We start from the raw sequence: 15,261 nt of genomic DNA, 5'->3' as shown, positions 1-15,261 counted from the left end.
AAGAAGGATGGAGACATCCCGAAGACAACATAACCAACAAAAAAATGTCGTAATCCCCATGAAAGAGATTGCGGCATTTTTTTCTTTGCTTCAAATTCCGTCCGACTGTAAAAAAAATAGATTCATGAGTGTAAAAAGCGCCTGCATTTTTTCTGCGGGCGCTTTTAGATACCAGATCCTGCATGCGGGGCATTCCCCGCCGCTTGTCCTTCGTTTTCAACCCAAACGAAAATGAAGGAGGACAAGCCTATGGCAAAGCCATATCGAATCCCGGATTACAGGAAACTGTACCCGGAGGCCAGCGAGGAAGTCATCGCTGTGCTGAAAACTACAGAAAGAAAAATGCAGTACCAGGAGTACGACCTCAAGGCGGAACAGGCCATTGTGGATCAGGATGGACAAACTGTCACCTTTATCCCCAGCCGTGAGGACTCCTATGAACGGCTGCTGGAGCAGGATGTATATTTTGTGGAAACCACCGACAGCATGGAAGAAACCGCAATCCGCAACATCCAGTCCCAGCAGCTACATAAAGCCTTATCCCTTCTCACTGATGATGAGCGTGACCTAATTGAACAGCTATTCTTTGAGGAACGCACGGAGCGTGATCTGGCAGTGGAATATGGACTGTCGCAGAGAGGAATCAATAAACGCAAACAGCGGATATTAAAGCATCTGCGTGAGCTGCTGAAAAAAATATAAAAAACTTTTGCGTTTTTGGTTCTCAAACCTCTCTGCCAACGTGGAAGTAAGTGAGGGGGAAAATATTTCTCCCTGCTGTTCCTTGAAAAACACTGCTTCCACGGCAGTCATATCCAGCAGCTCAGATACGTTAGCTGTTCAGCCCGAAAGGGAAAAGCGGCAAGGAGAACACGCCAAGACCACCTGCAGGCAGTCAGAGAGCCTGTCAATAAGATAGCATCAAAGGTGCCGAGCGAGAACTGTCCGTCCAAATGCGGCCTATGGTAAGCCGCCCCGCAATGACCTGAACAGCCTACCATGATACTTCCGTCCAGTCACAGCCCCGCAGACGCGGGAACACGCAATGAGGGCGGCTCCGGGAGATCCCCGGAGGGGTGAGAATCCCATGACGGCCTGCGCCACACCTTAAGTGACGTGAACCAGAGGCCGGTCTGTGTCTGCTGCCCATAGAGCGCACAAGGGCGCTCTGCTCCGGGAAGTAGTGTCGAATAGGAGCAGGAGAAAACGAAGAACAAATGATTTGATTTCATGATAGAAACTACGGTGGCAGCCGAGAAAAGCTGTCTTGCCTTCTGGTGTTCGCGGCCGATGGAGGCTGCCGCCGTCCTTGTGTCATGAAATAAACAGGAAGGAGGATTTTATAATGCACATTAAAAAAGGCGATATTTTCTATGCGGATCTGACGCCGGTCATCGGCTCCGAGCAGGGCGGTGTGCGCCCTGTGCTGATTATCCAGAATGATATGGGGAACCGATTCAGCCCGACCGTGATTGCCGCGGCGATCACCAGCAGATCCGGCAAGCACCAGCTCCCTACCCACATCAAGCTGGAGGGCAGCTTTCAGGGACTGCACCAGAATTCGATGGTTCTGCTGGAACAGGTGCGGACCATTGACCGCGCCCGGCTGAAGGAATACATAGGCCGGTTGAATGCAGCCACCATGCAGTATGTGGACAAGGCCATCGCGGTCAGCTTCGGGCTGGACGGCATACTGGAGCAGTACAGCGATTCAGACATATAGCCGCAAGGAGGACAGAAATGGGAAAAGGAAAACGTGCATGGATCTATTGTTCCATAGATGCGCCGGAGGATACACACGGCGCTTTGAAAGAACAGTTTAAAAGCCTTATGGATTATGCGGAGCAGATGTGCTTTGAAACAGCCGGAAGTTCCAGTGATGTGGGAACAAAGCCTCTTTGGGACAGAAAAGGATTCCAGCACTTCGTAGAAGCGGTGAAGAATGACCGGGTAGATGCTTTGCTCATAGCAAGCAGGAACAGTCTTTCGCATTCATCCTTACAACTGGCGCAGCTTCAGGCATTGGCCAGCGGCTATGGTCTGGAAATCTATTCTCCGACAGAAGGCCGGTATAACCTGTCAATGTTTTAAGAGGAAAGCGAGGCGAAAAAGGATGAAACAGGAAGATATCGATATGGTCGAGAAAATCCTTGATACGGAATATGTAGGATACGCCTATATTTATCTGGAACCGGATCAGCCCAGAAAAGAATATATGCTTACGGTAACACCGGAAAATTTGGCCAATTTCATTGGCTCGCAGGGAGCCGCCGCAAAGCAGATCATGGTTACCGATATGCTGAACCGGCCGATTGTGGATACCATACTGGGGATGGTCAATGACTGCCCGGACCAGAAACTGTGCCGGGAGCTTGTCGGCCACCTGGCGCCCATCCAGATGGGAGAAAAAGAGGCAGGGCCGGTGCTGTCAGTAAAACGGGATGTGGCGGACCAATACTTTGCCGTGGAGGATCAGGCGGTGGCAATGGCAGAATTCATGATGGGTTAGGTCATAGGAAATGGCCCTGCCCAAAAAAGGGAGAAAAGATATAGCTTGGATTTTAGGAATTACGGCCGCCGTCGTTATCCTGCTGGCTGGCATGGCCCTTGCCGCAGGAATCGCGGTCAGCATTGTTGGAAGCTACCAGTCAGACTGAAATTTATTGTTGGTAGTGCTTGGGTTTTACCCTGAAAATCCATTGGTTTTTCAGTGGTCTTTGCGATAGCTATGAGCGAAGTAACACGGTATACTGTGTATGAAGTCAGAGGAAAGGAGGCGGGGGAAGTTGAAGCGATATACGGTGGAAACAGCACCAGAGGGAACAATTAAATACTTTTATATCATGGACTGCGAGACACTGGAAATCGCCTTGCTTCCCAGTAAATATTTAAAACACAAGGTTAAATCCAATCTATCTCCGAACACGGTAAAGCGGTATGCATTTTCTCTCTGCTGTTACCTGGAATACCTGAGTGAGAGAGAACTGGAATATTCCCAGGTGTGTGACATGGGGTACGAGGATCAATGCAGTCATTTTACACAGTTTTTATACTGGCTGAAGGAAGGAAACCATACCAGAAAAAATCAAATAGGGGAAACCGATAATGGAACCTGCAACGCATACTTAAAAGATGTGTTCAGGTTCTATCTTTTTCTGGCAGACTGTGATTTCGTGAAGAACCTCCGGGTGTTGTCTTACAGCCAGATTACAGTGGCCAATGCAGTCGGTGTCAAAAGAACACTGCGTTCGAAAGCCTTTAAAGGCTATATGAAAGCGGAAGAACGGAATGTACGGGCGGCAAAGGAAGAAGAAATCATTGCCACTCTGCAGGCATGCACGAACAGGAGGGATCAATTGCTGATCCTGCTGCTTGCCGAAACGGGTTTCCGTATCGGTGAAATTTTAGGGGTGAATTACAGCCGGGATATCGACTATCAGAACCACACCATAGGAGTTTACTTCCGTGAGGATAATGAGAACGAGGCCCGTGCAAAGAACGCCGAGTACCGGAAAGGAAAAATCAGCAATGACGCATTTGATTTTCTGATGCATTATCTGACTGAATACCGGGAATTGCTGCAGCATGGCAATTACCTGTTTATCAATATTTCCGGTACTACGTCAGGGCAGCCCCTAAAAGTGGACAGCGTATACGCCATGCTGGATCGGGCGGCGAAAAAGACAGGAATCGAACTAACGCCACATATGCTGCGGAGATATTTTGCGGTTACAAGATGGAATGCAGGCTGGTCCTTGGAATTGATTAGCCAGGCTCTGGGGCATAAGCATCTGGATACTACCATTCAATACCTTGGTATTATCGATGATAAACTGATGGAGGCCAGCCGCGAGTTTTATGCAAAGCATTCCATAAATTATGGTATTGATAAACTGCTATAGAGATGGAGGTGAACGCGAGTGCCTGTATACCAGGTATTAAGGCAGGAGCAGCCGGAGGATTTATTACAGCTTAAGGCACAGCTCAAGGTAGAATTAACAGAGTGTGCGGAAGTAAGAGCCACATACAGGAATAAGGTGGCTGCCTTTATGGAAACGCAAGGGGTGTGGCATATAGCGGAACTTGATTACTCACTGAGAGCTGCATATCAGGAATACTTGGAGGGAACGATAGGAGAAAAAGCCTTAAGCACATACATGAAAGGCTATGACCGCATTAAACAGTATTCCATACGCAGACAGGTACGGTTGGTTGGCAGTAACCGTGTAAAACCGAAATATGAAAATCAACTTCTGTTTTTACCGTATCATCCGAATCAGGAATTGGCCGGGAGATTTGAAACGGTACTGGAGAAAACCAGTCTTCTGTGGGATTTTCGTGTGGCGGCCCCTGAGAACATGAAACGGCAGATATTTAATGTGCTTCACGGTTTGATAGAAACAACAGAAGATAATGAGAGGTTGAGATGGCATTTAAAGTGCCTGCGGGTTTTTTACAGCTATTGCATCGAACAGCGCATAACCGACATAGAAATGTTGGAACTGGACCAGATAAAGAAGTTCAAGGAGACACTGACATCTGGATATGGTGAGAACAATATGGCAGGTATTGCAGAGCTGGCAAGAAAAACGCTTTTTATGCAGGCAGATGAGATTAACTGGAAAGCGCATGTCTGGTACCTGGAACGGTTTCATTTTCAGCCAGAGCGGATTAACCCCTCGAATCCGGTAAAGCGATTATCTTTTTTGGAAGTAACCCATAAACGGAACCGGGAATTGCTGAAGCAGTATATGCAGTACGGATTGGGTATTACCAATTTGGTTATTGCAAACCTGCGAAGTGAAATGATTGTGGTAAGAAGATTCCTGGCAGACTTAAACCAGAATGAAGATGAGAATGTCTGCATGGTTACAGAACAGCAGATGGAGGTCTACTTTCAAAAGCAGCAGGAAAAGCCGATTCAGGCGGAAACCTTCAATGATATTGTTATGGGTATTGTGCATTTTTTCAATTTTCTGCAGGTTCGCCAATATATTGAAAAACCACCATTTCGGGCAGAGTATTATTTGAAAAAATCCATAGTACAGCATCATGACCGAAGTGTAGAATCCGAGGTTATACAGGAGATCTTAAGAAAGCTGCATTTATTTCCGGAAGAATTGAGGCTGATGTTTTTGCATCTATGGTCGTTAGGATTGCGGATTAGTGAAGTCTGTACTTTGAAAGGAAATGCCTATTACATACAAGGAAGGGATACATGGATTCAGGTGTATCAGATTAAAATGAAGAATTATAAACGGATTCCGATTCCGGAAGCCTTGTATGAACTGATGATGGTGTATCTGAAAAGACATAGCATTGGCCCAGACGATTATGTGTTCCAAAATCGCAAAAACGGAGCTTATTGTACTACCACGTTTCGGAGTAAGATGAAGCGGCTCTGTGCAGAGAACATGATACAGAATGAGGAATATTTATTCCGGTCTCATGATTACCGGCATGGCGTAGCAACATTGTTTTACGAGAATGGGGTATCCCTGCAGGGAGTGCGGGATTATCTGGGCCATTCCTATGAGGAAATGACACAGCAGTACCTTGATTATATCCCAAGAAAAATAGCGAATAAGAATGATGAATATTTCAGTCAGCATAATAGTCTGGCATCAATATTAAAAACGGAAAAGAGGTGACAAGAATGACAGACAGAATTTATTTAAAAGATATGCCGTGCTATCAGAAAGCAACGGAATTGCAGAAAAAGCAGGCAGCAAAAAATGCTTTTTATGACTTGGGAGATTTGCCTTCACAGCCCATACGGGAGGTGATGAGGGCGTTTATAGAACAGGAAGGGAGCAAGATGGCGCTTTCCACGGTTTATTCACGCATTCAATATTACAGGAAACTTTGCCGGTTTCTAAAGAAAAGAGCAAAGGGGGTGCAGAACTTTGATGAGCGGCCAGCAGAAACGTGGATGCGGCAATATAAGGGGTGGCTGTTGGGGGAAGGCGTCAGGCTGACATATGAGCATCAGGGACTGTATGGGAATGTGGAAATTACTCAAAGCAAAGTTGTCACCTACTTGCGAAGGGTACTGGATTTTACAAAAAGTATGTCGGATTATCGTTCTGAGAGAGAAAAGGATATATGGGAGCTGAGTCAACTGGATATCCCGATTCACGCAAATCCGATTAAAAATAATAAAACATTAAATTTTACAAAAATTCCGCAGCAGGAGATACGGGAGGAACTGAAAAAAGGAATTTACCTAAACCTGCAAACGGAGGCAATTGCCTGTGTGCAGAAGGAAATAACAGCGATGTGCAGGATGGTGGGGTTTCTGGCAGAGAAGAAAAAGGAGGTACAATCCTGCCGGGATATAGACCGCAAAGTAATGGAGGAATATCTGATTTATCTGAAAACAGAGGATACCTCAACAAAACATTTTCATGCAGATTTGAACCGGCTGCGGGCAATTTTGGAAAGCATAGGTCGGGTATGTGATTATCAGAATCTGGACGGGCTGTTCATAAACAGGGATATCCCGCCAGAGAGACAATCAGAATTTAAAGCCTATTCAGACGGAGAACTCCGGCGGCTGAGTGCTAATCTTGTAGAGATGGATGAACAGTATGCAAGGGTGATGATTATACACCAGATGTTAGGAACCAGAATCTCGGATACGCTGACGCTGGAAATGGATTGCCTAGATATGCAGGGGTCGGAACACATCATTAAAATCCGTCAAATGAAAACAAAAACTTATGAGAAACCGATCAGTGGGGAACTTGCTGCGCTGATACGCAAAGCGATGAATTATACCAGAGAACGGTATGGTCAGACAAAATACATTTTCGTCGATGAGAAGGATTCTGAAAAGCCGCTGCAGTATAACACAATACAGTGTAAAGTAATGCTCATGATTCAGGACAGGGATTTGCGTGATGACCATGGTAAACTTTTCGGATTCGGAACACATCTATATCGTCATACTTATGGCATGAAGCTGACAGAGATGCATCTGGATGACTTTACTATCGCTAAACTGCTCGGACACAGCAGTGTGCGAAATGTAAAATACTACCGTAAAATGGGGAATCAGATATTGGCAGACGAAACAAGAAAAGTCAGGCAGATGCTTTCAGAGATAATACTGCAGAATCTGAACGGATGGGAGGAAGAATATGAGCAGATACGACAAGATGCTGGAAATAAATAAGAAAGCCAGTGAGCAAAAGATAGAGCAGGCGAAGAAAGCCATATTTGAACTGATGGCCGAGGGGGAGAGGGTAACGGTTCCCAAACTGATGGAAAAAACCGGACTATCCAGAGGGTTCTTTTATAAAAATCAGATTGTGCGGGTGGAACTGGAGCGTGTGATGAGCCAACAGGCTGGTATGAGCCACCCAAGAAAAAAAATTCTTGATATGGCTATGGATAATGAGATTGCAGTCATGCAGAAACAACTTCGGGTACTGCAGCGGGAAAAGGATGATTTACAGAAAGAAAATGAAAAACTGAAGAAAGCGTTGGAGCGTAAAAACAGAGAACTCCTTCGGAGCTTATAGCAGATACATAGCCCTTTGCTGGCTGGGTTAGACTTAAAATCCGGTACGGCAGGATAAAACACATATATTAAAGAAAAGATACGACTGGCAGCGGTTGTATCTTTCTTTTTGCGGGATAAGCAGTTATAATAAACACAGTACGCAATCATGATAATGTAAGGTTTTAATAGCATGCAATAAGGAAAGGCAGAGGAAAACATTTCGATGAATTTGGTAACCATAGAACATTTAAGCAAATCATATACAGAGAGGCTGTTGTTTGATGATGCGTCATTTTCTATTAATGAAGGGGAGAAGGTGGGGCTTCTCGGAATTAACGGGACAGGAAAATCCACGCTTTTAAAAATTCTGGCAGGATTGGAAGAACCGGATGAAGGCTCGGTGGCACGGCGGCGGAATCTGTACATTCGTTATTTGCCACAGATACCGGAATTTAAGGAAGGGGATACGGTTCTGGAAAGCATCATGAGGGACAATGAGAAAGAATCCCATTACAGTTCCAGGGACGAGATGCAGGTCGAGGCCAAAAGTATGCTCAATGAACTGGGAATCACAGATCATGATGCAAAGATGGAGACACTTTCGGGGGGCCAGAGAAAAAGGGTGGCCCTGGCAAGTGTGCTTATGAGCCGGGCGGAGCTTCTGATTTTGGACGAGCCGACCAACCATCTGGACAGCGTTATGGCTGACTGGCTGGAGGAATATTTGAGAAATTTCAAAGGAGCATTGTTGATGATCACTCATGACAGGTATTTCCTGGACAGTGTGGTGAAGCGGATTGTGGAATTGGATAAAGGAAAGTTTTACAATTACCAGGGTGGCTACCAGTCCTTCCTTACGTTAAAGGCGGAGCGGCTGGATATGACCGAGGCGGCAGAACGGAAACGGCAGTCTATCCTGAGAATGGAGCTTCAGTGGATGCAAAGGGGAGCCAGAGCACGTTCCACGAAGCAGAAAGCGCACATTCAGAGATATGAAGAACTGCAGGAACGGAAAGGACCGGAGTATGACCGGAATGTGGAGCTGGAGTCCATTGCCAGCCGTCTGGGGCGGACCACGGTAGAAGTAAAGGATTTATGCAAGTCCTATGGAGATAAGGTGCTGATAAAGGATTTCAGCTATATTTTTCTGAAAAACGACCGGGTGGGAATCATAGGCCCCAACGGAAGCGGCAAATCCACCTTAATGAAAATCATAGTTGGTTTAGTGCAGCCGGATGCTGGAAGCGTGGAAATAGGTCAAACTGTGAAGATAGGATATTTTTCACAGGAAAATGAAGCCATGGATGAAAACATGAAGGTCATTGACTATATTAAAGATGTGGCTGAGTATATAAAGACGAAAGATGGAAGCGTCAGTGCCGGTCAGATGCTGGAACGTTTTCTGTTCCCTCCCAGCGTGCAGTATACGACAATTAACCGGCTGTCTGGCGGTGAGAAGCGCCGGCTGTATCTGTTGCGGATTCTGATAAGTGCACCTAATGTGATTTTATTGGATGAGCCTGCCAATTTTTTGGATATTCAAACACTGACTATTTTGGAGGACTATCTGGATACGTTTCCGGGTATTGTGATTACCGTGTCTCATGACAGGTATTTTCTGGATCGGGTGGTAAACCGGATCTTTGCATTTGAAGGGCAGGGAAAGATCACCCAGTATGAAGGTGGATTCACGGATTATCAGAGAACTCTGGGTAAAAGAACTGAAGATGAAGAAAGCATAGAAAAAAAAGGGAGTGCAGTGCAGACGAAAGCGGTCCCGAATCAATCCGCAAATAAGGGTAACTGGAAAGACACCAAGAATATCCCCAAGAAGAAAAAACTTACTTTCAAGGAGCAGAAAGACTGGGAAACCATTGAGGATGAGATTGCTGGCCTGGAAGCAGCAATAGGGAAGCTAGATCAGGAGATGGCGGGGGTCGCCAGCGATTATACCAGACTGAATGAGTTGATGGCAGAAAAAGAAGCCAGGGAGAAAGAACTGGAAGAAAAGATGGACCGGTGGATGTATTTAAATGAGGTTATAGAGGAAATAAAGGCTCAAGAATAATGCCTTTTCTTTTCTGGAAAAAACAGTTATAATTAACACGATACACAGTTTTGTATGGCGTGAAAGGCAGAGTTTACAAGGGATATCCGGGCGGGGGTACATTTTATAGACGAGCCGACCAATGACCTGGACATTCAGACGCTGACGATTCTCGAGGATTATTTGGACAGCTTTCAGGGAATTGTTATCACGGTCTCCCATGACCGGTATTTCCTGGACCGTGTGGTACGGCGGATCTTCGCATTTGAGGGCGAGGGCCGGGTGACTCAGTATGAGGGCGGTTACACGGATTACCAGGCGGCTTTTGCGGAGAAGTACCCGGAGGGGATGCTGCCGGCGGGAATGGGGACTGGCAAGAAGTCTTCTGATAGAAATGAGGGGAAGAAGACCACCGAAAAGCCCAAGGGAGAGAAAAAACTCCGGTTCTCATTTAAAGAACAGAGAGAATGGGACACAATAGAAGATACCATAGCAGCTGTGGAAGAAAAGATCGCCGATCTGGACGCACAGATTGAAAAAAGTGTTAGCAATTATACGAAATTGAATGAATTGATGGAAGAAAAGAGAATACAGGAACAGCTTCTCGAAGAAAAGATGGAACGCTGGATGATTCTTAACGATCTGGCGGAACGGATCGAGAAGCAGTAACTCGTCTTATGGCGGACCGCCGGAACGAGAAATGAAACCACCGGCAGATAGAGGAGATAAGCGGTATGGAAGGATATAGAATTGCTAAGCAGGACAACAGAATTTATTCCATGGGACTTACCGGAGTTGATGGCGGGATTCATGTGTGTGTAGCCGCACAGGGAGAGGTGTGTGATCTTCTATTATACCACAGCGGGGAGGAGACAGAATATGCACGGCTGCATTTCCCGCAGGAGGCAAAGCGCGGGGATGTCTGGAACATGACTGTTCTCGGCGACTTTTCAGGACTGGAGTACTGCTTCGAGCTTGACGGAAAGCTGCTTGCCGACCCTTACGGAAAACAGTTTACCGGAAGAGAGGTCTGGGGTGATTTATCTGCGGCAGAGCGTCCCATGAGATCGCCAGTCGTTGCGGACTTCGACTGGGAGGGAGATAAGCCTTTAAAGATTCCATATGAAGAGATGATTCTTTACCGGGCGCATGTGAGGGGATTTACTAAAAATCCCGCTTCCAGAGCGAAAGACAAGGGGACTTTCCGTGCGTTGATTGAAAAGATTCCGTATCTAAAAGAGCTGGGAGTTACGAGTCTGGAGCTTCTTCCTGTAAATGAATTTTCGGAGTTGATGATGCCGGAGCATGTGGATGGAAATCCTTACGCTGTGGATAAACCCACTGGAAAATTGAATTATTGGGGATATACCTCCGGTTATTATTTCGCACCGAAGGCTTCCTATTGTTCGGGAAAGGAAAAACACCCGGTAAGGGAGTTCAAAAACCTTGTGAAGACGTTTCATAAAGAGGGCCTGGAACTGATTATAGAGCTTTACTTTACCGGGAAGGAAAATCCTGCGTTTGTCCTCGATGCGGTCCGTTACTGGACGGAGGAATTTCATGTGGACGGGGTCCATCTGGTGGGATTTACTCCCAATGATCTGATCGGACGCGACCCGTATCTGAGCGGCACAAAGCTGTTTGCCACCTCCTGGCTCGGTGTTCCGGGCGGGCATGAGAAGCATCTGGCAGAGTATAACGATGGTTTTCTGGTAGACATGCGCCGGGCCTTAAAGGGCGATGAGGATGAGATGAATCATCTGATCTTCCGAAGCAGGCGCAATCCTGCAGAGTACGGTGTGGTCAATTATATGGCTAATACCAACGGATTTACGCTGATGGACATGGTGTCGTATGATACGAAGCATAATGAGGCTAACGGCGAGGGTAATCAGGACGGCAATCCCTATAATTACTCCTGGAACTGTGGGGTGGAAGGGCACACAAGGCGTAAGAAGATTGTGGAGCTGCGGAAGAAGCAGATCAGGAATGCACTCCTGATGCTGTTCTTAAGCCAGGGAACGCCGCTTCTGCTGGCCGGAGACGAGTTCGGCAATTCCAAGGACGGCAACAACAATTCCTACTGCCAGGACAATGAGGTCTCGTGGCTGAACTGGAATCTTTTGAAAACCAACCGGGATATCTATGAGTTTACGAAGGCGGTGATTGCCTTCCGGAAGAGTCACCCGGTATTCCATATGGCCACAGAGCCGAAGGTTATGGATTACTTATCCTGCGGCAGGCCGGATGTCTCCTACCATGGCGTAAAGGCGTGGCGGCCGGAATTTGAGAATTTCCGGAGGCAGATCGGCATTATGTACTGCGGAGAATATGGAAAGAAACCGGATGGGACCGCGGACGACAGCTTCTTTGTCGCATATAATATGCACTGGGAGCCGCATGAGTTTGATTTGCCCAATCTGCCTAAGAAGCAGAAATGGCATATTGTGTTTAATACCGACGAAAAAGACAGCAATGGAATGTATCCGGAGGTTTCAGTGTCTGCGGATGGCGGTGAGCTGGACGGTGGAATGCCGGTGATGGAGACCAGGCAGTTTGAGGTTCCGCCCAGGACGATTGTGGTGTTTGTGGGTAGATGATGGCGGTAAACGCTTAACAAAGAAGAGCAGGCTTAAGTCTGGACAGATACCAATCTGTCGGGAACTCAGCCTGCTCTTCTTTCTGACTTTTTTAGTCTTCCGGATACACAAGATGCTTCTCATCAATGCCATATAAAACCTGATCCAGGTATTTCCCCGCGATATACTTCGCCATCCCCAGATTCATATCGAGGTAGTTTCCGCAGTCTCTGGCAGCGGCCCCGGGGACCTCGCCTTCAAAATCGCGGATGAACTCGAAAAGCTCCGTCATGAGCGGGACGATGTCCTTTGACTCATAATCCCCGGACAGGAGCAGGTAGAAACCGGTGCGGCAGCCCATGGGGCCGAAATAGAGGACACGGGAGCTGTACTCCGCGTGATTTCTTAAAAATGTTGCGCCCAAATGTTCTATGGTATGAATTTCAGCGGTATTGATAACCGGCTCGTAATTCGGCCGGGTCATGCGTAAATCAAAGGTCGTGACGGTATGGCCGCCGACGGTATCTTTCCTCGAGACATAGATGCCCGGAAGAAGTTTTAAATGATTGATGGTAAAGCTCGTTATTTTATCCATAAAACGTCTCCTTTCAACAGTTCATAAATACTTGCCTGTATCAGTATAACGGATGGAAAAGGGAAATGGAAGGGCAGCTGTCCGCTTTTATTAAATTTCATGCATGAAAAGCAATTTTTGACTCATACCATAGTAGGAGAGATGGGGAAGGAGCGTCAGCATGGAAGAATGGTTTCATTTATCAGAAGAAGAAGCACTGGGGCGCTTAGAGGCGGCGAGATCCGGGCTTTCTTCCCGGGAAGCGGCAGTGCGGAAGGAGGAATTTGGGCCGAATGCCCTTCGGGCGGGGGAAAAACGGAGTGCCCTCCAGGTATTTCTGGACCAGTTTAAGGATCTTCTGGTCATCATTTTAATCATAGCGGCAGTCATCTCCATGATATCGGGAGATGTGGAGAGCACCGCAGTCATATTCGCGGTGCTCCTTTTAAATGCGGTTCTGGGCACCGTGGAACACCAGAAAGCAGAAAAATCTTTAGACAGTTTAAAATCCCTCTCCGCGCCTATGGCGGGGGTCCTTCGTGACGGCCGGAGGCAGGAGATTCTGTCCTCCGACGTGGTGCCGGGAGATATTCTCCTGTTGGAGGCCGGGGATATGGTGGCGGCAGACGGGCGTCTCCTGGAGACGTATTCCCTGTTAGTGAACGAGAGTTCCCTGACGGGAGAATCCATCAATGTGGAAAAGAAGACAGGGAAGATCAGGACAGAAAAGGTACCGCTGGCAGAACAGCACAATATGGTATTTTCCGGCTCTCTGGTGGCGGCGGGGCGCGGTACCGTTCTGGTTACCGGCACCGGCATGAACACCGAGATCGGAAGAATTGCCGCGCTGATGAACAGCACAGGGGAGAAGAAGACGCCTCTTCAGATCAGTCTGGATCAGTTCGGCAGCCATCTGGCGGCGGGAATCCTGATCATCTGTGCTCTGGTCTTCGGACTCAGCATTTACCGGAAGATGCCGGTGCTGGATTCGCTGATGTTTGCGGTGGCGCTGGCGGTGGCGGCCATACCGGAGGCGCTCAGTTCCATTGTCACCATCGTGCAGGCCATGGGAACGCAGAAGATGGCGAAGGAACACGCGATTATCAAGGACTTAAAGGCCGTGGAGAGCCTGGGATGCGTGTCGGTTATCTGCTCCGACAAGACGGGAACCCTGACACAGAACAGAATGACGGTGGAGGAAGTTTATGTAAATAACCGCCTCTATCCGCCGGAAAATCTCAGCCTGGAAAATCTGGTTCAGCGGTACTTACTGTATGATGCGGTCCTGACGAATGATGCTTCCTGCGCGGACGGGAAAATGCTGGGTGATCCAACGGAGGCGGCTCTCGTCGTTATGGGGCGGAAACTCGGAATCCAGGAAACAGAGCTGAGGCATTCCATGCCGAGAATCGGAGAGCTTCCGTTTGACTCTGACCGGAAGCTGATGACCACCGTGCACCGTGTTGACGGCGTACGGGTGATGTTTACCAAGGGAGCCCTGGATATTCTGCTTCCCCGCTGTGAATCGATCCTGACAGGAGAAGGCGTCCGTGTGATGCGGGAAAATGACCGCCAGCGGATCAACGCGCAAAATCTCGATTTCTCGCGGCAGGGGCTGCGCGTTCTCACCTTTGTATACAAAAAAATGGGAGAAAAGGAGATTCTGACGGAGAAGTCGGAATCAGGATACATATTTTTAGGAATGACAGCGATGATGGATCCGCCGAGACCGGAATCGAAAAATGCGGTCTTAAATGCCAGACGTGCCGGAATCAGGCCGGTCATGATTACGGGGGATCATAAGATCACGGCGGCGGCCATTGCGGAGAAGATTGGAATATTAAACGAAGGCGGAATCGCCGTGAGCGGTCCTGAGCTGGACGACATGGCGGATGAGGAGCTGGACCGGAATCTGGAACGGATCAACGTGTACGCCCGGGTATCCCCGGAGCATAAGATCAGAATCGTCAGCGCATGGCAGCGAAAGGGCCATATTGTGGCCATGACGGGAGATGGCGTCAATGACGCGCCCGCTCTTAAAAAGGCTGACATCGGCGTGGCCATGGGAAAGATGGGAACGGAGGTCTCCAAAGACGCCGCTTCCATGATCCTGACGGATGATAACTTTGCCACTATCATCAAGGCCGTAGCCAACGGACGAAATGTATACCGCAATATCCGAAATGCAATCAAATTCCTGCTGTCCGGCAACATGGCGGGGATTTTAAGCGTCTTGTATACATCCCTGCTGGCGCTGCCGCTGCCCTTTGCGCCGGTCCATCTGCAGTTCATCAACCTGATTACGGATACCCTTCCCGCCAATGCAATCGGCATGGAGCCGCCCGAGGACGGTCTGTTAAAGGAACCGCCCAGGAATCCCAGGGAAGGGATACTGACCGCCTCCTTCATACGCGATATCCTGGTCCAGGGCGGCCTTATAGCGGCAGCCACCATGTGGGCCTATACCACGGGCCTTCACGAGGGCGGTGCGGGAAGGGCCTGTACCATGGCATTTTCCACCCTTACCCTGGCCCGGCTGTTCCACGGATTCAAC

13 protein-coding genes and 1 pseudogene are annotated in these 15,261 nt (G+C 48.1%); 13 read left to right on the top strand and 1 reads right to left on the bottom strand.

Features of this window, described 5'->3' with window-relative positions; all coding sequences use genetic code 11:
- Positions 1-249 precede the first annotated feature (249 nt).
- The 12 genes and pseudogenes from ACLTD4_RS13575 (at position 250) to ACLTD4_RS13520 (ending at position 12,154) form a co-directional block, all read left to right on the top strand.
- Positions 250-702 (top strand): sigma-70 family RNA polymerase sigma factor, encoded by a 453-nt coding sequence (locus ACLTD4_RS13575; RefSeq protein ID WP_302818995.1) that lies wholly within the window; start codon positions 250-252, stop codon positions 700-702.
- Between the two features lie 643 nt (positions 703-1,345).
- The gene (locus ACLTD4_RS13570) at positions 1,346-1,723 is read left to right on the top strand and encodes a type II toxin-antitoxin system PemK/MazF family toxin (RefSeq protein ID WP_289580986.1); all 378 of its coding nucleotides are present in this window, start codon (positions 1,346-1,348) and stop codon (positions 1,721-1,723) included.
- A 17-nt stretch (positions 1,724-1,740) separates the two neighbouring features.
- Positions 1,741-2,091 (top strand): recombinase family protein, encoded by a 351-nt coding sequence (locus ACLTD4_RS13565; RefSeq protein ID WP_289580987.1) that lies wholly within the window; start codon positions 1,741-1,743, stop codon positions 2,089-2,091.
- A 22-nt stretch (positions 2,092-2,113) separates the two neighbouring features.
- Positions 2,114-2,509 carry a hypothetical protein gene (locus ACLTD4_RS13560; protein WP_302818997.1) on the top strand — a complete coding sequence of 132 codons (396 nt, stop codon included), beginning with the start codon at positions 2,114-2,116 and terminating at the stop codon, positions 2,507-2,509.
- Positions 2,510-2,519: 10 nt separating this feature from the next.
- Positions 2,520-2,657, top strand: a complete 138-nt coding sequence (locus ACLTD4_RS13555; protein WP_302818999.1) for a hypothetical protein — start codon at positions 2,520-2,522, stop codon at positions 2,655-2,657.
- Between the two features lie 129 nt (positions 2,658-2,786).
- Complete coding sequence (locus tag ACLTD4_RS13550) at positions 2,787-3,902, top strand: tyrosine-type recombinase/integrase (RefSeq protein ID WP_302819001.1); 1,116 nt, start codon at positions 2,787-2,789, stop codon at positions 3,900-3,902.
- 18 nt (positions 3,903-3,920) lie between these two features.
- Entirely contained in the window at positions 3,921-5,651 is a 1,731-nt protein-coding gene (locus ACLTD4_RS13545) for a tyrosine-type recombinase/integrase (protein WP_289580990.1), read from the top strand.
- 5 nt (positions 5,652-5,656) lie between these two features.
- Positions 5,657-7,177, top strand: coding sequence for a site-specific integrase (locus ACLTD4_RS13540; protein ID WP_302819003.1), 1,521 nt, complete (start codon positions 5,657-5,659; stop codon positions 7,175-7,177).
- Entirely contained in the window at positions 7,143-7,526 is a 384-nt protein-coding gene (locus tag ACLTD4_RS13535) for a DUF6262 family protein (protein ID WP_289580992.1), read from the top strand. Before ACLTD4_RS13540 ends, ACLTD4_RS13535 begins: the two co-directional genes overlap by 35 nt.
- 204 nt (positions 7,527-7,730) lie before the next feature.
- Positions 7,731-9,575, top strand: a complete 1,845-nt coding sequence (locus ACLTD4_RS13530; protein ID WP_302819005.1) for an ABC-F family ATP-binding cassette domain-containing protein — start codon at positions 7,731-7,733, stop codon at positions 9,573-9,575.
- 96 nt (positions 9,576-9,671) lie between these two features.
- A pseudogene (locus ACLTD4_RS13525) lies at positions 9,672-10,223 on the top strand (ABC transporter ATP-binding protein); the annotation flags it as partial.
- Between the two features lie 65 nt (positions 10,224-10,288).
- Positions 10,289-12,154 (top strand): alpha amylase C-terminal domain-containing protein, encoded by a 1,866-nt coding sequence (locus tag ACLTD4_RS13520; protein WP_412331358.1) that lies wholly within the window; start codon positions 10,289-10,291, stop codon positions 12,152-12,154.
- A gap of 91 nt (positions 12,155-12,245) precedes the next feature.
- Here the strand turns inward: ACLTD4_RS13520 and ACLTD4_RS13515 are convergent, their stop codons facing one another.
- Positions 12,246-12,728, bottom strand: coding sequence for an S-ribosylhomocysteine lyase (locus tag ACLTD4_RS13515; protein WP_055660138.1), 483 nt, complete (start codon positions 12,726-12,728; stop codon positions 12,246-12,248).
- 160 nt (positions 12,729-12,888) lie between these two features.
- Between ACLTD4_RS13515 and ACLTD4_RS13510 the strand changes: the two genes are divergently transcribed.
- Positions 12,889-15,261 (top strand): cation-translocating P-type ATPase (locus tag ACLTD4_RS13510; RefSeq protein ID WP_412331357.1); only part of this gene is annotated, 2,373 nt, incomplete at its 3' end.

Source organism: Hungatella sp. (genome assembly GCF_046966825.1).
This window is presented reverse-complemented; position numbering and strand designations above follow the sequence as displayed.